17 protein-coding genes and 2 pseudogenes are annotated in these 24,592 nt (G+C 38.1%); 17 read left to right on the forward strand and 2 right to left on the reverse strand.

Annotation, left to right across the window (positions count from 1 at the left end):
- Positions 1-3: 3 nt before the first annotated feature.
- The 15 genes from gshB to FJG96_RS03810 all read left to right on the forward strand — a co-directional run bounded on the left by gshB (position 4) and on the right by FJG96_RS03810 (position 18,935).
- Positions 4-942 (forward strand): glutathione synthase, encoded by a 939-nt coding sequence (gene gshB, locus FJG96_RS03740; protein ID WP_139412806.1) that lies wholly within the window; start codon positions 4-6, stop codon positions 940-942.
- Between the two features lie 140 nt (positions 943-1,082).
- Positions 1,083-2,129, forward strand: coding sequence for a PstS family phosphate ABC transporter substrate-binding protein (locus FJG96_RS03745; RefSeq protein ID WP_139412807.1), 1,047 nt, complete (start codon positions 1,083-1,085; stop codon positions 2,127-2,129).
- 61 nt (positions 2,130-2,190) lie between these two features.
- Entirely contained in the window at positions 2,191-3,651 is a 1,461-nt protein-coding gene (pstC, locus tag FJG96_RS03750; protein WP_005774110.1) for a phosphate ABC transporter permease subunit PstC, read from the forward strand.
- Positions 3,648-4,937, forward strand: a complete 1,290-nt coding sequence (gene pstA, locus FJG96_RS03755; protein ID WP_139412808.1) for a phosphate ABC transporter permease PstA — start codon at positions 3,648-3,650, stop codon at positions 4,935-4,937. The genes pstC and pstA overlap by 4 nt, the downstream gene beginning before the upstream one ends.
- A 51-nt stretch (positions 4,938-4,988) precedes the next feature.
- Entirely contained in the window at positions 4,989-5,747 is a 759-nt protein-coding gene (gene pstB, locus FJG96_RS03760) for a phosphate ABC transporter ATP-binding protein PstB (protein ID WP_139412809.1), read from the forward strand.
- A 21-nt stretch (positions 5,748-5,768) separates the two neighbouring features.
- Positions 5,769-6,491, forward strand: coding sequence for a phosphate signaling complex protein PhoU (gene phoU / locus FJG96_RS03765; protein WP_139412810.1), 723 nt, complete (start codon positions 5,769-5,771; stop codon positions 6,489-6,491).
- Positions 6,492-7,064: 573 nt separating this feature from the next.
- On the forward strand, positions 7,065-7,901 hold the full coding sequence (locus FJG96_RS03770; RefSeq protein ID WP_139412811.1) for a cell wall hydrolase: 837 nt from the start codon (positions 7,065-7,067) through the stop codon (positions 7,899-7,901).
- Positions 7,902-8,080: 179 nt separating this feature from the next.
- Entirely contained in the window at positions 8,081-9,331 is a 1,251-nt protein-coding gene (locus FJG96_RS03775) for an aminopeptidase (RefSeq protein WP_139412812.1), read from the forward strand.
- A 287-nt stretch (positions 9,332-9,618) separates the two neighbouring features.
- On the forward strand, positions 9,619-10,494 hold the full coding sequence (gene mutM, locus FJG96_RS03780; protein WP_139412813.1) for a bifunctional DNA-formamidopyrimidine glycosylase/DNA-(apurinic or apyrimidinic site) lyase: 876 nt from the start codon (positions 9,619-9,621) through the stop codon (positions 10,492-10,494).
- A gap of 85 nt (positions 10,495-10,579) precedes the next feature.
- Positions 10,580-11,974, forward strand: coding sequence for a M20/M25/M40 family metallo-hydrolase (locus tag FJG96_RS03785; protein WP_139412814.1), 1,395 nt, complete (start codon positions 10,580-10,582; stop codon positions 11,972-11,974).
- On the forward strand, positions 11,967-12,587 hold the full coding sequence (locus FJG96_RS03790; RefSeq protein ID WP_005774102.1) for a ribonuclease D: 621 nt from the start codon (positions 11,967-11,969) through the stop codon (positions 12,585-12,587). Before FJG96_RS03785 ends, FJG96_RS03790 begins: the two co-directional genes overlap by 8 nt.
- A gap of 1,038 nt (positions 12,588-13,625) precedes the next feature.
- Entirely contained in the window at positions 13,626-13,955 is a 330-nt protein-coding gene (locus FJG96_RS03795; RefSeq protein ID WP_246046891.1) for a hypothetical protein, read from the forward strand.
- A gap of 1,461 nt (positions 13,956-15,416) precedes the next feature.
- A complete protein-coding gene (locus FJG96_RS03800) occupies positions 15,417-16,250 on the forward strand; it encodes an outer membrane protein (RefSeq protein WP_139412816.1) in 834 nt (277 codons plus the stop codon).
- Between the two features lie 334 nt (positions 16,251-16,584).
- A complete protein-coding gene (locus tag FJG96_RS03805) occupies positions 16,585-17,421 on the forward strand; it encodes an outer membrane protein (protein ID WP_139412817.1) in 837 nt (278 codons plus the stop codon).
- A 629-nt stretch (positions 17,422-18,050) separates the two neighbouring features.
- Positions 18,051-18,935, forward strand: coding sequence for an outer membrane protein (locus FJG96_RS03810; protein WP_139412818.1), 885 nt, complete (start codon positions 18,051-18,053; stop codon positions 18,933-18,935).
- A 348-nt stretch (positions 18,936-19,283) separates the two neighbouring features.
- Here the strand turns inward: FJG96_RS03810 and FJG96_RS08990 are convergent.
- Together FJG96_RS08990 and FJG96_RS03820 are read right to left on the reverse strand one after the other, a co-directional pair.
- Positions 19,284-19,455, reverse strand: a pseudogene (locus tag FJG96_RS08990) (tyrosine-type recombinase/integrase); the annotation flags it as partial.
- Positions 19,456-19,740: 285 nt separating this feature from the next.
- A complete protein-coding gene (locus FJG96_RS03820) occupies positions 19,741-20,040 on the reverse strand; it encodes a hypothetical protein (RefSeq protein WP_246046892.1) in 300 nt (99 codons plus the stop codon).
- A gap of 417 nt (positions 20,041-20,457) precedes the next feature.
- On the opposite strand from FJG96_RS03820, the pseudogene FJG96_RS09300 reads away from it, so the two are divergent.
- A pseudogene (locus FJG96_RS09300) lies at positions 20,458-21,805 on the forward strand (ShlB/FhaC/HecB family hemolysin secretion/activation protein); the annotation flags it as partial.
- Positions 21,806-22,611: 806 nt separating this feature from the next.
- Positions 22,612-24,393 carry an outer membrane protein gene (locus tag FJG96_RS03830; protein ID WP_139412819.1) on the forward strand — a complete coding sequence of 594 codons (1,782 nt, stop codon included), beginning with the start codon at positions 22,612-22,614 and terminating at the stop codon, positions 24,391-24,393.
- The last annotated feature ends 199 nt before the right edge of the window (positions 24,394-24,592 follow it).

Genomic DNA, 24,592 nt, shown 5'->3' on the forward strand with positions numbered 1-24,592 from the left:
TTTATGAAAATTGCCATTCAGATGGATCATATTTCAACAGTTCGGATTCAAGGAGATACAACATTTGCTCTCGCTTTAGCAGCACAAGAACGTGGACACTCTCTTTTCCATTATACTCCAGATCGTTTATCTCTGTGCAATGGTTGTGTGATTGCACGCTTAGAGTCATTGACTGTCTATGATGAAGAGGGAAAGCATTATCAATTAGGAAAGCCTGTTCGCACAGAATTAAGAGATATGGATGTGGTTCTTTTGCGCCAAGATCCGCCTTTTGATCTCAATTATATCACCACGACACATTTATTAGAACGGATTCATCCAAAAACACTTGTTGTGAATGATCCGGCATGGGTCCGCAACAGTCCAGAGAAAATTTTTGTGACAGAATTTTCTGATTTGATGCCTGAAACGTTAATTACCAAAGATATTGAAGAAATAACTGCTTTTAGAGAGACATTTGGCGATATTATTGTGAAACCACTTTATGGGAATGGGGGCGCTGGTGTTTTTTATTTAAAACAAGATGATCGCAATTTAGCATCGTTGTTGGAAATGTTTGCGGACATTTATCGCGAACCTTTTATTGTTCAGCGTTATTTAGAGGCAGTACGGAAAGGAGATAAACGGATTATTTTGCTTGATGGTATGCCGGTTGGAGCCATTAATCGAATTCCGACAAAAACAGATGTGCGTTCTAACATGCATGTTGGAGGTCGTGCGGAAAATGTTGCGTTAACAAAACGTGATTATGAAATTTGTGAACGCATTGGTCCAGCCTTAAAGGAACGTGGTCTTCTGTTTGTGGGGATTGATGTGATTGGAGATTATATAACAGAAATCAATGTAACATCTCCTACGGGAATTCGTGAAATTAAACGCTTCTGCGGTACAGATATTGCACATCTGTTTTGGGATATTGTTGAGTTTAAACGTTCAAATTAATTTATACAGGGTTCAATCATGGTTTTTGTTAAAAAAATGATCCCTGTTGTTTTTTATTTTGTTATGTTGCAAATGTGAACTAAAATGAGCGTATGATATAAATTAAGAGGCTTTATCCTCGATTTTTAGGGAGTTTATAGATGAGCAGAGTCTTATCAATTGGAGTGGGATTGGTTTTTGCGTTACTGCTGTCCGTAAATATAGGCAATGCACGCGATCAAATACAGGTTACTGGCTCATCTACTGTTTTACCTTATCAAAAGATTGTCGCAGAGACCTTTGGGGAAATTTATCCCCATTTTAAGGTTCCTGTTATCGAATCAGGTGGGACGGGAGCGGGTATTAAGGAATTTTGCCGTGGTATTGGGGAGAACACCGTTGATATTGTGAATGCTTCGCGGGCAATGAAATCGAGTGAATTGCAGTCTTGTTTTGAGGCTGGTGTGAAAGAGATTGAGGAAATACGCATTGGGTACGATGGCATTGTTTTTGCAACAGATATTAAAGGTCCTGATTGGAAATTAAAGCCAGTAGATGTTTATAAAGCCCTTGCAGCTCGCATTATTATAGACGGGAAGTTGCAGCTCAATCATGTTTTAAAATGGAGTGCCATCAATAGTGCTCTTCCTGATTGGACGATAGCAGCCTATATTCCTGGAGAGAAGCATGGAACGCGTGAAGTTTTTGAGGAAAAATTACTTGCTGTGGGTTGTAAAGAGAGTGGTGCAGTTGAGGTAATGAAGTCTTTAGGGATGGATGATAAGGAGATACACGCTGCTTGTATTGCGGTTCGTAAGGATGGAAAAGCGGTTGATATTGATGGTGATTATTCTGAAACATTTGCACGTCTAATTTCGAATAAAACAGGGATTGGTATTTTTGGTTTATCTTTTTATCAAAATAATGCTGATAGGTTAAAGGTTGCCGATATTAATGGTTTTGCGCCAACAGTTGAGACAATTTCTAGCGGACAATATCCAGTTTCTCGTCCACTTTTTTTCTATATTAAGAAAGCACATTTAGATATTATTCCAGGTTTGCGAGAGTATGTTGATTTTTTTCTTTCTGAACAAATGATTGGTCCAGATAGCCCTTTGGCTGAGTATGGTTTGATTGTTGCTCCTGAACAGGAACGTCAAGCACAGCGTTCTACTTTTTCTGCTGGTCGAGTCATGATGTTGAAATAATTTATTGTCGTTCCAGAGTAAGAGTTTTCGGTGCTATTTTTTATAAAAACTGAAAGATAAAATGCGCATTTCCTTCATTGTTTTTTTGTTATTTCTTTTTGGATTTTGTGGCTTTTGTATTTCTTATATGCGAGCACGTACTCTTGAATATAAACAACATAAAATGCATTCTCGTGCCTACTATTACGGCTGGTGGACTTTTTTGATTACTGTTATTCCAGCTTTTATTTTTTTAATTTTGTGGGATGCTGGGAGTACAATTTATCTAGAATATAATGCCTCTCGAGAGTTTGGGGCGTATAGTGCGCATATAACAGAATCTGTCAATCATGATCTCCTTTGGGAGATTCTTCGAAATCTCGTCAAAATGATGCATCGCTTTGAAGGGGATCTATCCACCGCTTCTTATAAGGAAGTGCAGACACAATTACTTGCAAAAGGATTGATGTTGCCTCATGAAGTATCGGATGATTTGTTCAAAATAGCGCGATCATGGATGCTTTCTTCTGAAAAGCTTCAATTTATTGGTCGTGTTTTCCTTTTTGCTATTGCCTCCTTTGGTTTTATCTGTGGAATAATACAAATTGCGCCTCATCAACGTGCGCGCAATAAAGTTGAATCTTTAATTATTATTGGATTGGCTTGTGCTTCTATCGTTGCAGTCTTGACGACAATAGCCATTGCATTGTCTCTGTTCTTTCAGACAATAAGCTTTTTTCAATCTGTATCCTTTTCAAATTTCTTTTTAGGAACGGTTTGGGATCCGCGTTTTTCCGTGAGTGGTGCCGGCGATGAAGCTGGACAATTTGGTTTAATACCGCTCCTTGCTGGTACGCTTTATATTGCCTTTGTCGCCATGCTTTTTGCTGTACCTATAGGCCTATTTTCAGCTCTTTATATGGCCGAGTATGCTTCTGCACGATTACGAGCAATTGTAAAACCATTATTAGAAGTTCTTGCTGGCATTCCAACCATTGTTTATGGTTTTTTTGCTTTAAAGGTTGTTGGACCATTTTTACGAGATCTGTCTGTTTCTCTCTCAGGTGGGGGTGGTTTTATTATGGCACAAAGTGTTTTGACTGCTGGCGTTGTGATGGGAATTATGTTGATTCCTTTTGTTTCTTCTTTGTCGGATGATATTATTACGGCTGTTCCACGTATTTTACGTGAAGGTTCTTATGGTTTAGGTGCAACGCAATCTGAAACAATTAAAAAAGTCGTTATACCCGCAGCACTTCCAGGGATTATGGGGGCTATTTTGTTAACGGCATCGCGTGCAATTGGGGAAACAATGATTGTGGTTTTGGCGGCAGGTGTTGCAGCAAACTTAACCCTTAATCCTTTCGAAGCAATGACCACCATGACGGTTAAGATTGTTAATCAATTGACCGGTGATTTTGAGTTTAATTCTCCACAAACTTTGGTGGCTTTTGCTTTGGGAATGACACTCTTTGTGATGACACTCTTGATGAATATTCTAGCTCTTTATATTGTGCGTAGATATCGGGAACAATATGAATGAATGAAGATTTTTTCCCTCGTCGCAATATTAGCCTTAAGCGTCGGTATAGGGCTGAACGTCGTTTTCGAGCCTATGGTTTGATTGCTATTTTTATTGGTTTGTTTTTTTTATTTGCGCTTTTATGGTCGATCATTAGTCAAGGCTATACGGCTTTTTTTCAAAGTGAAATGACATTATCAATTTATTTAGATGAAAAGATCATTGATCCAAGTGGTCAACGTCAAACAAAACCACAAGTCCTCATAACAGCGAATTATCCGCTTCTTGTACGCAATGCTTTAGCAAAAAAACTTGAAGTCAATCAAAATGATCACACCTCTTTGCGGGATATTAACCGTATGTTTTCAAATAGTGTGCGTGTTCAACTGCGTGAGATGGTGACAAAAAATCCGAAACTGATTGGCACAAAGCAAAAAATCAAAGTTTTGGCAGCCGCAGATATTGATTCTGCTTATAAGGGGCAGATTGATCTGCATGTAGCAGAAAAAAACCGCAAAGTTTCTAATCGACAAGTAGAATGGATAAAGCGTTTAGCGCATGATGGTACGCTTTATAAAACATTTAATTTTGGTTTTTTTACATTTGGTGCTTCAAGCCGCCCTGAGACTGCGGGATTAGCTGTTGCGATCATTGGTTCTCTTTATATGATCGGCATCGTTTTATTGGTTTCACTGCCGATAGGCATAGCAACGGCTCTTTATTTAGAAGAATATGCACGCAAAAATAAATTTACAGATTTTATTGAAGTAAATATCAATAACCTTGCCGCTGTTCCTTCGATTGTCTTTGGTCTTTTAGGACTTGCAGTTTTTGTTAATTTTTTAGGATTACCACGTTCAGCCTCTTTTGTTGGTGGTCTTGTTTTAGCGCTCATGACACTTCCCACGATCATTATTGCAACACGTTCTGCTTTGCGTGCTGTCCCTCTCTCTATTCGTGCGGCAGCTTTAGGATTGGGGGCATCAAAAACACAAATGATTTTTCATCATGTTGTTCCTTTAGCCGCGCCTGGTATTTTAACTGGTACGATTATTGGAGTCGCTCAGGCTTTAGGAGAAACAGCACCTTTGCTTTTGATTGGAATGGTTGCTTTTGTTGTGAATACTCCTACAACTCCCATGGATCCGGCAACAGCTTTGCCTGTTCAAATTTTTATGTGGGCGGGTGAAGCAGAGCGCGCTTTTGTTGAAAAGACATCAGGAGCTATTATTGTCTTAATGATTTTTCTTGCGATCATGAATATTTCTGCGGTTTTTTTACGTCGACGATTTGAACGCCGCCAGTAATTTAAATAAAATAACAACTTCGATGAGATTTTTGTAAGGTGAGTTTTTGTCATGAAGATTAAAATGCGTGGTCAAGATGTGAAGGTTTCTTATGGAGACAAAGAAGCACTTCATGGTATTACCCTTGATATTCCTGAACATCAGGTCACTGCTTTGATTGGTCCATCAGGATGTGGAAAATCGACTTTTTTGCGTTGTTTCAACCGTATGAATGATACGATTGAAGGGGCTAAAATAACGGGTCTTATCACTTTGGATGGGGAGAATATTTATGACCAAAGAATTGATGTTGTAGAATTACGGGCTCGTGTTGGAATGGTTTTTCAAAAGCCTAGTCCTTTTCCAAAATCTATATTTGAAAATGTTGCCTATGGTCCGCGTATTCATGGTTTGGTGAAAACGCGTTCTGAATTGCATGATGTGGTTGAAAAGAGTTTGAGACAGGCGGGTTTGTTTGAAGAAGTAAAAGACCGTCTTCATGATCTTGGAACAAGTTTATCGGGAGGACAACAACAGCGTTTATGTATTGCGCGTGCCATTGCGGTTAGTCCCGAAGTTATTTTGATGGATGAGCCTTGTTCAGCTCTTGATCCCATTGCGACGGCTCGGATTGAAGAGCTTATCGATGCGTTACGGCAGAATTATACAATTGTTATTGTAACACATTCCATGCAACAGGCGGCACGTGTTTCTCAATATACGGCCATGTTCCATTTAGGGCATTTAGTCGAAGTTGGTGCAACTGAAATGATCTTCACTTCACCAAAAGAACAACGGACGCAAGATTATATTACGGGGCGTTTTGGATAGGTGAATTGAGGAGTGTAAGATATGTCTATGAACCATACTGTTCGTTCTTATGATGCAGAACTAAAATATCTAAAAGCAAGGATTACAGAAATGGGATGCCATGCGGAAAGAATGATTGAACGATCTGTTTCATCAGTTGTCTGTAGTGATCTTCAACTTGCAACGGCAGTGATTGCCGATGATGTATTTTTAGATGAAGCAGAACGTGATATTGATGAAAAAGCAGTTGCTATTATTTGCAAGCGTCAACCAATGGCTGTAGATTTGCGTGAAATTATAGGAGCCATTCGTATTTCTTCTGATCTTGAGCGGATTGGGGATATGGCCAAAAATATTGCTAAGAGGACTGTTGCCCTTTCAGAAATACGTCAGTCTGCCTCCTTTTATCATGGGCTTGAAACAATTACAGCTTTAGCGCTCAATCAATTAAAAGAAGTCTTAGATGCATATACGAGTCGCCGATTAGAGCGTATTGACGCTGTGCGTGAGCGTGATGAGAAGATTGATGCTTTGTATACTTCTCTTTTTCGTGAACTTTTGACATATATGATGGAAGATATGCGCAATATTACGGTTTGTACGCACTTACTGTTTTGTTTAAAGAATATTGAACGAATTGGTGATCATGTTACCAATATTGCTGAAATGTTGCATTATATCATAACGGGTTATCATATGTCTTCTGATCGTCCTCGCGATGACCTTACCTATAAAGTTGGCGTAGGTGAGAAGAAAAGAGATTAAAAGTTGCTTGTAGATATATTGAGCATTTTCTTACAATACAGAAGCTTTAGAAAGAACATAATAAAGGATATAGTAACCATATGATGAAAAAGCATACAGAAGCACCAAAGAGTTTTTTTAGGCAAACACGGCAGATTGTTAACTCTTAATTTGACATTTTTATATATTAGATGATACCATCACTTGGATTATGGTCGGAGGGGGATTTTCTTTCTGATCATTTTGTTAAGATTTATATTATAAGGGGGGCTCTGTATTATTTTTTCAATATTGATGCAAAGAGTTTTAATATCCCAGTCTTTTTTCGTATGTAGAATGAGTGATCATATTATTTTATTGTGATTGAAATGTGTGGGTTGTTAGAGGCTTATATTGTTCCATGAGGAGCGACAATATTGATCTATAAATTTAAGAGTATTTTATTTTTTATTTCGCATAGATAGTTTTTGATTACCATTTGTATTAAAATTTTACTGAGTGGTAACAATTAGCTGTATACTTTATTGAGAGATACATTTAAAGCTCATTTCAAAATTTGAATAGCTCAAAGATTATAGGAATGTGTTGCCTAAGATGAAAAAGAATCGTTGGAATGTTTTTGTTACCTGTTGCGTAGCGCCGTTAGTTGTTGTGGGGTGTGCTGTAAATCATTTAGATGCTGAAAAAGTAAATAATCAAAAAACAAAAACAGTTACGTACCCATTGACAGAGCGCCAATGCCTTATGCGTGCGATGTATTTTGAGTCAAATCGTTCGAGCCGTGAAGGGATGATTGCCGTTGGGACAGTTGTTATGAATCGTGTTAATTCAAGCGCTTATCCTAAGACGATTTGTGGTGTTGTTGGTCAATATAAGCAATTTGCGCCTGGTGTTTTAACGCGTCCTATGACGGAGAAAGCGTCTGTTGCTCGTGTAAGAGAAGCTGCTGATGCAGTTTTACGGGGTGAACGAGATAAGAAGGTTAAACACGCTAAGTTTTTTCATACCGCTGGTTTGTCTTTTCCTTATAAAAACATGCACTATGTTCATGTTGCAGGGGGGAATGCTTTTTATGAAAAACGATCCCGTGATGGATCACTTCAAATTCCTACGGATAATCGCCCTTATGATGTTGCTTATGCCTTTGCTCAGGAGCGTTCTGGTTATGCGCCAAGCTTTATTGATGAAAGTTTAGAAAGTAAGGGAGTCAAAGCAGAGAAAAGTGTATCTCCTTCAACAGAAGTAGCTCAGTCCAAGACTGTACAACCTACATCTTTTGCTATGGTACAGCTTGATAAAGTTCCCATTCCAACCTATGCCCCTCAACATCTAGCGAGGAAAGAGGAAAATAAAACAATTATGGCGTTGCCTTCATCAGATCAGTTAAATGCAATTGTTGCCATGTTAGAAAAACGACACAGAAACTGGTAAGTTTTTGTGCGACCGAAGAAGAGTTTTACCCCCCATTGCGGTTTATGAATTCAGTGAACTCTTTAGTAATGTGCTACATATAAATAGATGTAGAGACAGTAAATTGAAAGGATCTGGAAAAGCAATTTAGAATATGGTGGCGTTAAAGAACGCATTTTACTTAAAGAAGGGTATAGGTAATGTATTTTGATATTCATGAGACAATTTCGCCTGAAATGCTTAATCGTCTTGCAGAAGTTACGGTAAAAGTGGGGCTAAATTTACAAGAGGGGCAGGATCTTGTTTTGACTGCTCCAGCTTCAGCATTACCTTTTGTTAGGCGTATTGCATATCATGCTTATAAGGTTGGTGCTGGTGTCATTACACCAATTTTTAGTGATGATATGTTATCGCTTACGCGTTTTGAAAATGCCCATACAGCTAGTTTTGATTGTGCTCCTTCTTGGCTCTATGAGGGAATGGCGAAGGCTTTTGAAAATGGGGCCGCACGTTTAGCGATTGTTGGTGATAATCCTTTACTCCTTTCCAATCAAGATTTTGATAAGATTGCGCGATTAAATAAAGCCACTTCAATGGCTTACCAGCCGGCACTCAAGCAAATATCGAACTTTGCTATGAATTGGTCGATTGTTGCTTATCCAACAGCGGGATGGGCTGAGGCGATTTTTCCTTCTTTACCGCTTAATGAGGCGGTTAAAAAATTAGCTGATGCCATTTTTTCTGCTTCACGTGTTACAGGAGAAGATCCTATCCATGCGTGGACTGTCCATAATGCAAATTTGAAGAAACGGTCATCTTGGCTTAATGAGCAGCGTTTTTCTGCCTTACACTTCACAGGACCAGGGACTGATTTAATCGTTGGTTTAGCAGATGACCATGAATGGCATGGGGGTGCATCCGTTGCAAAAAATGGTGTTATTTGCAATCCTAACATTCCGACAGAAGAAGTTTTCACGACTCCTCATGCTCATAGGGTTGAAGGTGTTGTTCGCTCAACAAAGCCTCTTTCCTATCAAGGAACACTGATTGATAATATTGAAGTACGTTTTGAAGCAGGGCGCATTGTTGAGGCCAGAGCATCAACAGGCGAAGCAGTTTTTCAGCAAGTTTTGCAAAATGATGAAGGTGCAAGCCGATTGGGTGAAGTTGCTCTTGTCCCTCATTCTTCACCAATTTCTAAGAGTGAGCTCCTTTTTTATAATACCTTATTTGATGAAAATGCAGCTTGTCATATTGCTTTAGGGCAGTGTTATTCCAAATGTTTTTTAAATGGGGCATCATTGACATCAGAAGAGATTGCAGCACGTGGTGGTAATAAAAGTATTATTCATATTGATTGGATGATTGGCTCTGGTGAAATTGATATAGATGGTCTTACGCAGGATGGTGTAAGAGTTCCTATCTTTCGTAAGGGAGAATGGGCTTCTTAATCCTGTTATACCGTAAAAGTAAAACACGTCATTTGAGGTTGATAAGTCTCCTTGACAGGGCAAGTCTTTCTAGAGTACGTGGATGAATATTCAAGATAGTGCTTGATCGTGTAATACCTTTCGTTAAATGAAGTGACATGAGTATGAAGCCAAGTAAAGCCCACTCGACAAGAATCACCGTTATTTACAGAGCAGATGGGATTAAAATTTTTGTTCTTTAAGTGTGGGGAAGAGTTCAATTGATCAGTGGATATGCTTGGAGAGTGCATAATTATTAAAGAGGAGTGATGCCTGAGCTTCCTGAAGTAGAGACGGTTCGTCGTGGACTCGAATCTGTTGTCACTGATGCAAAGATAATATCTGTCAAACTTAATCGTAGAGATTTGCGTTTTCCTTTTCCTGAGGCTTTTTCTGAGCGGCTTATTGGTAGAAAAATTCTAGAACTTGGTCGACGTGCGAAATATTTATTATTTCATCTTTCTCAGGATGAAACGATTTTAAGCCATTTAGGAATGTCGGGGTCATGGCGTATAGAAAATGCTCTTTTAAGAAAAGCTTTTTCAACGACCAATAAATTGGTTAAGCATGATCATTTTATCATGGATATTCAGACAAGGAATGGTGAAGTTTATCATCTTATTTATAATGATGTGCGTCGCTTTGGGTTTATGCTGTTAGTTGATACGGACAAGCTTTATAAACACCCACTTTTAAATAAGCTAGGGCTTGAACCTATGAGTCATGCATTTTCTGGTCGTTATTTACAAAAGGCTTTTGTTAATAAAAAAATGTCTCTCAAGGGTGTTTTACTTGATCAGTCTATTGTTGCAGGGCTTGGAAATATTTATGTTTGCGAGGCACTTTGGCGGAGTCGTTTGTCTCCACAGCGTGGTGCATTTACATTGGCATCAAAAACGGTACATGCACGTGAACTTGCAGATTCTTTAGCACAGAATATACGCAATGTAATTTCTGAAGCGATTTTATCTGGTGGCTCTTCTTTACGTGATTATATGCATATAGATGGTTCCCTTGGTTATTTTCAACATGCTTTTTCAGTTTATGGGCGAGAAGGTAAGGAATGTTTGGAATGCGGAATGCCTATATTACGTATTTTACAGGCTGGACGTTCAAGTTTTTACTGCTCACAGTGTCAAAAATGAATAAGATGTCTTGCAAAATCCTACAAGAGGCTTAAAGTCAGGTTCTTACAATTATATAAATATATGAGGCTTGAGAGGTTTTTTTATGCTGAATAAAGTACTAACACATCTTGATGGAAATATAGAAAAGAGCCTTGAACGCCTTTTTTCTCTTTTACGTTTTCAATCGATCTCTACAGACTCGGCTTATAAGGACGCATGTCGTCAAGCAGCTGATTGGTTAGTAGAGGATTTAAAAAGCATAGGTTTTGAGGCTTCACGGCGTGATACACCGGGTCATCCAATGGTTGTTGGGCATCATCCAGGACCTTCAGAGGATTGTTTACATGTGTTGTTTTACGGACATTATGATGTTCAACCTGTTGATCCATTGAGTTTATGGGAGGATGATCCATTTATACCTTCTTTAAAAGAGAGAGATGGAGAGAAAGTTATTTGTGCCCGTGGTGCTTCAGATGACAAAGGTCAGTTGATGACATTTATTGAAGCATGTCGTGCCTATAAGAAAGAAACAGGACAGCTTCCTGTTAAAGTGACTATTTTATGTGAAGGTGAGGAAGAATGTGCTTCTCCTTCTCTTATTCCTTTTTTAAAAGCAAATAAAGATGAACTTAAGGCAGATTATGCATTGGTTTGTGATACGTCGATGTGGGATGCGAATACACCCTCTATTGCTCTTTCTCTTCGAGGAATTATGGCGGAAGAGATTATTATCACAGCAGCAAATCGTGATTTGCATTCTGGTTATTTTGGGGGTGTAGCAGCTAATCCCATTCGTATTTTAGCTAAAATTTTGGCAGGACTTCATGATGAAAATAATAAGGTGACGCTTCCTGGTTTTTATGATGGCGTAGAAGAAACACCTTCACATATTTTACAATCATGGAATGCGCTTCATTGTACTGCTGAAAATTTGCTTGGTCCTATCGGTCTTTCTGTTCCATCAGGTGAAAAAGGACGGAGCATTTTAGAGCTTGTATGGGCACGCCCTACCATGGAATTTAATGGTATTAGTGGGGGGTATGAAGGGGAAGGGATGAAAACGGTTATTGCGTCTCAAGCGAGCACAAAAGTATCCTGTCGTCTAGTTCATAAGCAAGATCCAGAGAAAATACGCCAAGCGTTGCGTGATTATGTCCGTAGCTCAATTCCTGCTGACTGTACGGTTGAATTTAAGAATCATGGTTCTTCTCCAGCACTTCAGCTTTCTGATGATTCACCTTTTATTAAGGAGGCAAAGGATGCTTTATCACAAGAGTGGGAAGTTCCTGCTGTCTTGACAGCCATGGGAGGGTCAATTCCAATTGTTGCTGATTTTCGGTCAATTCTTGGTATGGAAACTCTTTTGGTTGGTTTTGGATTGGCTGATGATCGTATTCATTCGCCTAATGAAAAGTATAATCTAAAATCATTTCATAAGGGGCAGAGATCTTGGGCACGCATTCTTACCGCTTTAGCAAAGAGGAGGGTGAATGGCTGAGATTCGCGTTCATCAAGGTGATTTGCCAAACTTAGACAATTATAAAACTGATGCCGTTGCGATTGATACTGAGACTTTAGGATTACAACCACATCGTGATCGTTTGTGTGTTGTTCAGATTTCTCCTGGAGATGGAACTGCGGATATTATACAAATTGCTAAAGGACAAAAAAGTGCTCCTAATTTGTCCAAGCTTCTTAAAGATAATGCAGTTACCAAAATATTCCATTTTGGGCGTTTTGATCTTGCTATTTTAGCGCATACATTTGGTGTTATGCCAGAGGCTGTTTTTTGTACAAAGATCGCTTCAAAACTCACGCGTACCTATACGGATCGTCATGGCTTGAAAGAAATTTGTAATGAATTGCTGAATGTGAATATTTCTAAACAGCAACAATCTTCGGATTGGGCGGCAGAAACGTTATCACAGGCACAAATTGAATATGCTGCATCGGATGTGTTATATTTGCATCGTTTGAAGGTTATATTTGAAGAACGTTTAAGACGCGAAGAGCGAGAAAGTGTTGCCAAGGCGTGCTTTCAATTTTTGCCTATGAGAGCTAAGCTTGACCTTTTAGGATGGTCGGAAGTTGATATTTTTGCCCATAGCTAACTTTAAAAGTCGGCTTTTAATAGAAGTGAATTATTGATGCAAGAGGACAAAATGCCGGTAATGTAGGCATTTTGTCCTTTTTTCTCTCATCTTTTCATAAAAAGTTGTAACATAAGTGCTCTCTGATTTAAAATTTAGGCAATAAAAGCAATTTTGAAGAGAGGCTAGAATATACGGTAGAGATCGAGACTGAAATCTTTGAAACGGGTACACAGTCTAATTTGGGGAGAATATGAAGGCATCGACGTAAAAACAAACCTCATCCTTATTATCACTAATTCTATTTTACGCCTTTCAAAAATATCTAAAGCAATATCTATTAAGGCATGCAGATTATGCATTGCCTCATGCTTTTGTTTTTCACATTCTTTAGCGGAGTCACGTCTCTCAGGCAAAATACTCCCCTAAACGGAATATATGGGTTTCTCATTCACGTGCTTTTTAAAAAAACTTTCTTAAGATACCCAAGTCCATGACACGGCGGCGTTTATGAATGATCTAACGATAAAATCCTCCAATATGATATAAAATCTATTGAGAACTATCATCTTTATGCTTATGGAGAAAAAAGCCGCGACCCTCACACATTTTGCCAACACCCAATTTTGTGACAATCCTTGGCACTCTTCATAAGAAGCATTTTTATTGTATAGTTTCATTCCACATAAGTTTCTCCACTTATAATGTGAAAACAAACGGTTTTGGTTAATTCAATATGAGAAAGTTTTATGGTATTCGGGGGACGACTAATTCAATATAAATAATGCTATATTATTATTATAAATCAATATATTGATATGAAACCTATGCCCTTTATCGTCTCACAGACAATACTTCGTGCTTTTATTCATTGCCAAACACGTATTTTCTATGTTGACCGCACAGAGTAATTTGCATTTATTTTAAAATTAAAATGCTCCAAGGCTTGGTTTTTTGAGGGTTTTCACTTTTTATCTATAAACATGCTATTTTTTCTGGAAATCGGCAATGAAGGCACTAGGTAAAATTCATTATGAATATTTATACGAGGTTAAATTTATGAACATAAAATATTTTATTACAGCTTTTGCTACTTTTTTTTCAATCTCTTTTGCTCAGGGGGCGGGCTTTTTGTCTTCTCAAAAGTTCACAGAGGGACTATCTTCTGTTATCCTTCCTAGAGATCTTTTTTTTAGGGAACAGTTGAGCAAGATCTTATCTGAAGTTGTTCAAATGGAGCTTTCTTGCACAAAGAACAATCAATGCATGACAGCGGCTCAGTTAGTACCTGTGTCACATTCTGGTAAAAAAAAAGGTCCTAAACCTAAAAAAGGACCAACAAAAGGCAAACGGCCAAACCCATTTGCACGAAGTCCAATGAGTTATTAAAAAGTAAGAAAACAACATCAAAAAGTCTATGTTAGGGAATTGAATATGGAAGATACTATTTATCACTTAAAAACAGGGGGGAGTTATTTATTTGCGAAGGATATTATGATTATGCGCGGGGAAATAAATGGTACTGTTCGGAAAAGATAAGGGTAGGGAGGTTTTGGTGAAAGAACACACTGTAGAGTGGTGCTCGCTCGTTATAAATTTCATTGAATTATATAACGTGTAGATTTTTGATGACTCTATTATGTATGTCGCAAATTCCCTCATTTGAAGTTTTGTTATATGAAGGGTATAAGTCTCCTTTATTTAAGTGTTTTTAGGATACGAGGTGGATCAAGAATAGGACTTGGTCCATACGCCCTTGAATTAAGTCAATTACATGAGTAGGAAACTAAGAAAAACCCACTTAACAAGAATCTGGGCTGTTTGTATACAGGATTTGATGAGAATTCTTTCTCAAAATCGAGGAGAAGGCCTGTAATGAAGTACAAATGTAGTGAAGTTTAAAAAAGCTTTATTTATCTGTAATTTAAAATATAAAAGAGCTTTTCTGCCAAATTCATGATTTTTAAAGCAAGCTTTTATGTCTTTAAGAAAGATTTTTCATTTTTTCAGCTTGAGGGAGAGTTTTTATATAAGTTTCAATGTTTATGAATTGTTTTTTTTTTATTTAGTTTATACAAGAGTATGAGATAGGACATTTACAAAGAAGGCTGAAGTTCTGAAAAAGACTTTCTATAAGGTTGAGATAAAAAAATGGTCAATCTTTCAAAAATAATAAATGCTTAAAGTAAAAACAAAGAGTGAGTAAATTGAATGTGATCTTATTGCAATCCATGAAGTATTCAAAACTTTGTTTATGTGCGATACACATCTTTTACAGTAAAAAAACTCTCAAAGAGCTATGCGCATTTGGTCTTGCAAATAATGAACTAAACACATTGTTTATATAAATTTAAATGGTACAGTTGCATTTGGCTTGTTCTCAAGATCGTAATAGTTTTCTCGCTGTCCTTAATATTAAGTGCCTTCATAAGAAGCCATGTTTAGCTTTTTTTACGGTTTTATCCACACGTGCTCGTTTGTAACGTTGAGGTGGGTAATTTTAGTTACTTTAAATAAAATGATTTAAGATGAAAGCATCTTCAATATTACAGAGAAAAAGATAATTTTTTATTATAATCAATAGGCTATCTTTCCATAGTTAATAAAAGATGTCCTACATGGGGGATGAAAGAGTTTTTTTAATTCATAAAGAAGAAAAATATGGTGAGAGGAACTCATTTGTGCATGGGTATCGTTTCATTCTCATTGACTACAGATCAAGCAATGAAGGGCACTTTGATTGGCTTTTTGTTTTTTTTATGAGTGTATCATTTTTGCTACAGATATCTGAAGTTTGGGCTCTATATGACATGACGTGTTCAAATAAATATTCAGCTATGGAGAGAAAATATGAATATGAAATGGTTAATAACAGCTTCTGCTTTCGCTTTTGTTTCAGTTTCAGCGGCGCAAGCAGCAGATGTTATTGTTCCCCCGAGTCCAACACCTGTTGCTCCCGTTATTGTTGCTCCAACTTTTTCTTGGACAGGTTTTTACGTTGGGGGGCAGATTGGTGGTTTTTCGGGTAAAACGAAGATGGATATTCTTGCTAACGGACAAAAGATTCCGGTAGATAAGGATTTTTTGCCTAAATTATCTGGTTTTATGGGAGGTCTTTACGCAGGTTCCAATATTGATCTCGGAAACGGCCTTATTCTAGGTGTCGATACAGATATCATGTGGGCTGATAAAAGTGATACGAAGACAGGAAAGACATACGTTATTGATCAAGGTCACATCGCTTATATTAACAAGATGTTAAAAGACGCTGCAATTAATATTGGTGAAAATGCACTGAAAAAGGGTGATAAACGAACACACAGTTTCACTTTTAAAGAAAAGTGGGCTGGTGCAACACGTGTACGTATTGGTTTTGCTGCTGAACGCATTATGCCTTATGTTGCTGGCGGTATTGCTTATACACAGCTCCAAGATACTGCGTCGATTTCAATAACAGAGAAAGATTCAGACAAAGTCATAGCTTCTGGTACTCTGTCTGATGAAACAAAGACCCTTGTTGGTTACACTCTTGGTGCGGGTGTTGATTTAGCCATGACCAATAATATTATTGTTCGTGCGGAATATCGTTATTCTGATTTTGGTAAAAAGAAATTCTCAAATGATAAATATGAGACTTCTTACAAAACCAATGATTTCCGTGTTGGTGTTGCTTACAAATTCTAACAGATGGTAAATTAAATAACAAAGAGGCTCTATCTCTGATAGAGCCCTATTATTTTCTGTTGCTATATTATCACACATTATATATTTTATAGTAGATCTGGAAAAGAATTATTAAGATTTTATTAAAAAAATTTTATAAACCGTCAACAAAATCACATTTAAAATCAATAAGTTATTTGTATACGCAGTTTGTGGTTTCTCGTACAAAACGAAATTATGAAGTGATTTTATCTTCGGCAAATTCTCCATTTCCTGTGACTGTGTCATTTTTACTACAGCTTTTCTCCGTGTAATCTTGTAGCACTGTGCTCATAATAAATTAGGAGCAAAGTTTATGAATATAAAATCTTTAGTAACAACTTCTGTTATCGCTATCGCTGCAGCTTCTGCGGCACAAGCTGCTGATGTTATCGTCCCTCGTGAAACAGCCCCAGCAGTTATCACAGCAGCCCCTGCCTATTCTTGGACAGGTTTTTATCTTGGTGCTCAGATTGGTGGCCGTTCAATGAAAACTGACAAAGGTTCTAGCACTTTAGGTTATCACGATCTTAAGCTTTCCGGTATGCTCGGCGGCCTATACACAGGTTACAATGTTGATCTCGGCAATGGTGTGATCTTCGGCTTGGATACAGATGTCTCTTTTATTGGTAAAAAAGACACAATTAATGGTCTGGACATGGTTGTTGGACAGGAACTTGGTAAAAGTGTTAAAGAAATTAATAAACTCCTCGATGATGCTAAGATCAAAAGGAACGATGGTCTAACAGTTGAAAACTCGGATGACTACGTCGAAAATATTACTATGAAAGAAAAGTGGTCTGGAGCGACCCGTGTTCGCATTGGTTTTGCTGCTGATCGTATCATGCCTTATATCGCTGGTGGTGTTGCTTATACGCAGATGCAGGGCATCTCAGCACTTGAAGTGAAAAAAGGTCTTCATGCTGATGCTGATGCTAATAAGGTTGTTGCCTCTGGTAACGTATATGATGAAACAAAGACCCTTGTTGGTTTCACCCTTGGTGCTGGTGTTGACTTCGCAATGACAGATAATGTTCTGTTACGTGCTGAATACCGTTACTCAGACTACGGTAAAAAGAAATACTTTAACGACACTAAGGAACTTCAATACAAAACCAACGATTTCCGCGTAGGTGTTGCATACAAGTTCTAATTTCGTAAATAACGTAATTAATACAAAAAATATAAAGGCCTCGTTTAACGAGGCCTTTATCTTATTATATTGTCAAAACTCTAGCATTAAGAGCGATAGGTGCATATAAAACTTCCCACATGAGGTGTTTATGTGAGATGAATATTCTTGAGTAGAGCTTGCCTCTAGAGTCATCTCGACATAGGAGACATCTTCACATGAATCACAGGAATATTTTTAGACAGGATTAGTCTACACTGTCTTTAAAGCAGAATATGAATCACTGAAACGATGACAATAGTTTGTTACAACATTGTAGGAGGTGTCATTGACTTCGCAATGACAGACAATGTTTTGCTGCATACACAAACTGTCACTCAGATTTTGGTAAGAAGCAATTTGCAAAGGACTATCTTAGACTAGGCTACAAAATCAATGACTTCCGTGTTGGAGCTCTTACAAGTTCTAATTTCATCAAAATGGCAATTATGAATACAAAGTATTAATAAAAAATTAAATTTTCAAGAAGTTTTTATCTTTTATAAAACCGCTGTTTTCTGGGCTTTTTATTTGTAATTGTGATATTTTTACTACAGATTTTTGCTCTGTAACCTTGTAAAATCATTTATAGTGAATTTAGGAGCAAAATTATGAATATAAAATTTTTAATGGCAACTTCTGTTGTCACGTTGGTTTCAGTTTCTGCAGCAAATGCAGCTGATGTTATAATTCCTCATGAAGTTGCACCAGCAGTGGTTACAGCCCCATCATTCTCTTGGACAGGTTTTTATCTGGGTGGTCAAATCGGCAATTTTTCGAGTAAAACCAAAGTAACTATTCCAGGGGAAGACAAAGAGCTTTTCAAGAAAGATAACACACCAAGTCCTTCTGGTTTCATGGGGGGTATTTATGCAGGATCTAACGTAGACCTTGGAAGTGGCCTTATTCTTGGTGTTGAAACCGATGCTGTTTGGGCAGACCGTGAAGAATCAAAAACAGCTCGTGAATCGACTCTTACTAAAAAAGATGCAACATTTTTTAATGATGCCCTTAAAAAAGCTAAGGTTGAACTAACAGGACAGCAAAAATTTATAGAGGATGACCAAGTAACGGAAACGCACAGTTACAAAGAAAAATGGTCTGGAGCTACCCGCGTTCGTATCGGTTTTGCTGCTGTTGACCGCATTATGCCTTATGTTGCTGGTGGTATTGCCTATGCGCAAGTGCAGGGTATTCAATCCGTTGCTGGAAAAGGAGAGAGAGCTAAAGTTGAGCAGAAAGCTGATGGGGGTGAAGAGTTACCAGAAGGAAATAAGCAAACTATAGATTTGACGGGTGGTACTTGGGCTGATGACACGAAGACAATGGTTGGTTTCACTATTGGTGGTGGCGTTGACTTTGCAATGACAGACAATGTTCTGTTGCGTGCTGAATACCGTTACTCCGATTTTGGTAAAAAGAAATTCGCAAACGATACACGTGAGTTCAATTACAAAACCAATGATTTCCGTGTTGGTGTTGCATACAAATTCTAATTTCATAAAAATGAAATTATAAACATAAAATAAACTTCTTAGAGGCTCTGTCGAAGACAGAGCCTCTACTTTTTTCTGTTGCTATATTATCACACACTCTATATTTTACTTGCAAATGTAAAAAGATATTCTTCAGATTTTCTTAAAAACTTTCTCATAAACGATAGATAATAATTACACTGTAAGTTCAACATTTTATCGGTGTTTATAACCTGTAATTTCTTGTACGAAGTGAAAGTATGCAGCGATTTTATTTTGGATTATTCTCCATTTTTGATGATTGTATTATTTTTACGACAGCGTCTCTTCGTTTAAACTTATAGTATTGCGCTCATAAATAATTGCCTAATTAAAAAATCCATTAAGATCTTTCAGAAAGTTTCTAGCTATTTCTGGTGTTTCTTTACGACGCTCAATATCAACTATAATATATTTCTTATTAATTGCTTCGTATGGAACATTGCCTATTGTACATCAGAATGAGTTCTCTCTGTTTTTTGGTACATTTAGAGAGGTTATGCTATCAAATTCAGGTTTAGATCTTAATGATCTTACCCCATTTTTCGATAGAGACGACAGAGATCATGCTACCGCTTTGTGGGGGAGAGCTTGTAGATTTCTTTAGTTATAGGATTAAAGTCGTACGTATTGGCAATAAAAAGAAAAATAGCAAATCTCTTCAAGAGAGATTTTCAGCATTTTTATTACCAATACAAGTTTTCATCATAATTTTTTGAAGTTCGTTATAAGAAAAAACATATTCTTTGCTATAGTAGCTAATTATGAATTTATCATTATTGTTTCTTTATTTCACGTGCAATTTCCCTATGGCGTAAATCACGCTTTTATTCTCAAAGAATTGTTTTTGCTGTGAGAAAGAGGGGGGGACATCTTCAGGGATGCTCGTGTTTCCGCAAATATAGGTTAACCCACAAATCTCGGTATTTCTAGAAATCTTAACTTTGCCATAAACTTCAGAATTTTCATAAATTTGACCACCGATTTTACAATAAAGATGTATTTTTACATTATCATAAACACTAGCATAATCATACACCCAGCAATCGCCATCATGGGATAGTTTTTTCCTTTTTAATATAACCACCTAGATAGTCACCCTTGATATCATCAAAATCCCTTAAGGCATGAAAGTGGTGAAAGTAATGCCATCAAAAGTAAGGTTTTCATTCGTAAATTTGTATTTTTTTGCAGAATCTTGTTTACTCACAGGTGCAGTTTTATTTGAAATGTTAGAGAAAATTGTAGTGTTTTTTGATATAGTTTCCGTCTAAATCCTTGTCATGGTTTAAAGTTTCTATTAATCTTCTATAAGGGTACTGGCTGCAAGAAAATACGGCACACAGTCTGTTACTATGCTTTTTTATTATCAATTAACTTATGCATTTTTTAATATTTTTTCTAATTTTTTCTTTTTATAAGATTAGAAATGCTCTTATTCATGCACCTTAACGCCCAAAGACTTTACAACACCTTGTAAAGGGAAAATAGGGAGTGCTTTTAGGGGAGTGGATACTTCTTTCAAATTCATGATATTATTGTTGATAGATCCTACTATCATATCAAAAAGCGTTCTATAGCAGCGGTGACAGATCCTTATGTTGGAAGATGTATAGGTCTTGTCGATATCTAGCTTTTAATCAGGTTAAAGTCTATTTAGATAAAAACTATGTCACAGCGCGTTTTTATATCCCAGACTAGGGTATAAAAAAGCAGTAAAGTGCTTAAATTTATTGTTGAGGGCAAGCTTTCGGATATTTACTAAAATGGCTTGCCGGCTTCTTCTTACAATTATGTTGTGTGAAGTGCTTTTCCTAGTTTGGAAGGCTATATTTTGAATATGCGCGATATTGAGCAGGGGCTTGATCAGATACAGGCTGATTTCAGGACATGCTCAAAGTGAGCTTCTTCTAGGAAGTGAAGAGGGGAGCACTATTGTGAATATTAACAATCAACCGGAGAAAGCTTTTAAGGTTACTGTTTCCCATGATAATTTGGGACAATCCTCCACGGGTTATGCGCGTTATCAGGCGGGCTTAAAGCTAGAAAATATTTTAGCTATCAACACAGTTAATCAGATCATTGCGGCAGGAGCGAACAAGAAAGATAGAGTAATAATATTCCAGCAAGTGTGAGCATTCCCTATGGGGATTGGACCTTTGGCTTAAATGGCTATGTTTATAATTATCAAAGTATTATTTCATGGCAATTTTACCGATATTGAGACGACGGGCAATTCCAGTAAGTTACACGCCAGTACAAGCAGGGTTCTCCGCTACTATAGTGTTTCCTTACAACTTTGAATTTAGGTCTTTCTACAAAAGAACCAACAATTACCTTCTTGACAATAAGATAGAGGTTGGGAGTCGTCAATATTATAGTGTTACTAATTTTAGGATTTTGCATTCCAGTGAAATGTTAGAGGGAACCTAGACCTTTGATAATAGTTATTTGCAAGGATTTCTCCTTTTTCATTTGGTTAAAACCAGATCTAGGAGCGGGGGATGCAGAGCCTCAATTTGCCAAATTTACAGGTACGATCAGTGCCAGACACCTTTTCAGGTGGGAGGTTGAAATTTCCTATTGAGAGGAATCTTTTGAGTGGGCAATATTTACCGCATAATTTATTGGCTGCAGAGCAGATATCTTTGGGGGGGAGCGCGCCTCCAATGTTCGTGGTATGCGTGAGAGTTTGATTTTTTGCAATAACGATTTTATCCGTAATGACTTGATGCTGAGAATACGTTCCGTGGTGCAACAATGGGGTTCTTAAAAAGACTTTTGGAGAACTTCGCCCCTTTGTTGGTTTGGACTATGGTCGTGTTTTTGCACAACCTTTGTGCGACTTCACAAACCGGCACCATCCGTTATATTTTTGCCAGCCTCAGTGTTGCTAGCTCTTGCATTAAGACGATTCATAAGTGCCATTTTTTAGTCTTTTCTTAAGTTTTACTCACACGCCAGCTCCGCTTTTGATGTGCAAGTGGATGGTTTTATTGATTTAAGATAAACAGATTTGAAATAAGAGAATCTTACGATATTCGAGACTCTCATTCAACATATAAAACAGTAAATTATCATTATAAATAAACGCATTGTTATGAATGAACAGTTTGCCTATTGGATAGCAGGTGTTAAGCTTGCAGAGGGGCTCTTGATGCCAGTTATTCCAGTATTTTCTATAGCACCGTCAAGCATAAAAAGTCAGACACCTTTTTTGTGTTTTTGTTTTTCGTAATTTAAGATACAAATAAAATATCAAAAATAGGCCATGTTAGTAAATAGATGAAACTTTGATGATACTTGGGTAGAAAAGCCAATGATTGGGTTTTATTATTTGCGCTGACATTGATTTCCTAATGGTAAGCAATATTCTGTTGTGTACAGAATATCGTTACTGAGATTTCGGTAAAAGAAATTTACAAAAAAATATAATCATTAACAGTTATGTGAAAGTTTAGGGAAAATGAATCCAACTTTAAGACACATAATTTTAGTATGGTTTAGTTGGTAAATTTTCATTGGATGAAAAATTAAATAATTAAGAAGCCTTATTTTCATAATTTCTTTATTTTTTTGTGAGTGTGTCATTTTTGCTACAGATCTTTCAAAAAAGATGCTCTATATACATTTCATTTTGGATATTTGGAGAGATTTTATGAATACAAAACGTTTAATAACAGCGTCTATTTTTTCTTTAATTTCAGCGTCCACAGCGCTAGCTGCTGATGTACTGATTCCTCATCAGACAGCACCATCGACTCCTTCTTCTGCCATTGTTGCGCCCGCTTTTTCATGGACGGGGCTTTATTTAGGTATCCAAGCTGGTGGCTTTTCGAGCAAGGCTGATATGGCTCTTATCGGTCAAGAAAAGAGTTTTCCGCTGGATAAAGAGTTCTCTCCTAAACTTTCAGGTTTTGCTGGTGGTTTTTATGGAGGGTCTAATATTGATCTCGGTGATAGCTTTATTTTTGGTGTCGATACGGATTTAACGCTGTCTGGAAAAAAGCACACAAAGACAATTACTATAGGTTCATCTGATAACGTTACAGTAGAAAATGCAGTGGGAAGATCCCGCAGATCAGCAGAAAATGCACAAACACTAACAACAGGATCATCAACACAAAGAGCTGCTTCAGAACAATCTGCACCAAAAGCACCTGCTGCATCAGATCCAGCAACAACAAAACCTGCGCTAGGAACACCTGCAACCGGAGCGGGAGCGGGAACACCTGCAGCCGGAGCAACTGGAGCGGGAACACCTGCAGCCGGAGCAGGAACACCTGCAGTCGGAGCAGGAGCAGGAACACCTGCAGTCGGAGCAGGAGCAGGAACACCTGCAGTCGGAGCAGGAGCAGGAACACCTGCAGTCGGAGCAGGAGCAGGAACACCTGCAGTCGGAGCAGGAGCAGGAACACCTGCAGCCGGAGCAGGAGCAGGAACACCCGCAGCCGGAGCAGGAGCAGGAACACCCGCAGCCGGAGCAGGAGCAGGAACATCTGCCGCCGGAGCAGCTGGAGCAGGAACACCTGCCGCCGGAGCAGCTGGAGCAGGAACACCTGCCGCTAGAGCAGGAGCAGGAACACCTGCCGCCGGAGCAGCTGGAGCAGGAACACCTGCCGCCAGAGCAGGAGCAGGTACACCTGCATCCGCAAAACCTGCATCTGCACAACCATTATCAGCATCCGCACCCACAGCAAAGTCTGCATCTGCGCAACCATCAGCAGCAGAAAGAACAGTGCCAGCTGGGCCACTTGTACTGGCGAGGTCAGGATCATCTAACTCAGGGACAGGTGCTTCCAATGGAGCAAGTGGAGCGAAAAACGGAGCTCATCATAGTTCTTCCCATGGTAGTGCAAATAATGCTAATCCGCATGGTGCGTCTCACCCAGGTGGGCATCATGGCTCTGGTGCTAACCCACATGGTTCACATGGTACTCATCCACATGTTTCCCGTCCTCATGGAGTACAAAGTCAACAAGTGGCGGATAAGGATAATACCAGCGTATATGGTATAGAACAAATGAAAAAGATGGCTTCTGAATTTGGTCTTAATCAGGAGGATGAAGTTGAAACTGTAAATCATACTTTCAAGCAAAATTGGGGTGGTGCTACACGGGTACGTATTGGTTTTGCTGCTGATCGCTTTATGCCTTATCTTGCGGGTGGTATTGCTTATGGGCAGTTCCAAGACACTGTATCAATATCTGTTAAGGGTGAAGATGGAAGCGTTGCTTCTTCTAGAAACTTAACCGATGAAACTAAAACCATGATTGGTTACACCCTTGGTGGTGGTGTTGATTTCTCGGTGCTGGATAATGTCATTGTGCGTGCAGAATATCGTTACTCCGATTTTGGTAAAAAGAAATTTGCAAAGGAAAAGCTTGAAGTTAGCTACAAAACCAATGATTTCCGTGTTGGTGTAGCTTATAAATTCTAATCTGTTTTAAGAGTAAATTTCTAAGAGGCTCCACTATCGGTGGGGCCTTTATTTTTTTAAGCTCATTTTTTGGTTTCTTTTTTTGCAAATTTCATGATAAAGCCCATAGAGTGTGATGAATATTTTCTTGATCGCTGCTTAATACGAATGATAAGCTCGGCTTTCCCTATAGATAAAAACCAGAGTTGCAGAGTTCAGG

The sequence above is a fragment of the Bartonella mastomydis genome, assembly GCF_900185775.1.
In the GTDB taxonomy this organism is placed as follows: domain Bacteria; phylum Pseudomonadota; class Alphaproteobacteria; order Rhizobiales; family Rhizobiaceae; genus Bartonella; species Bartonella elizabethae.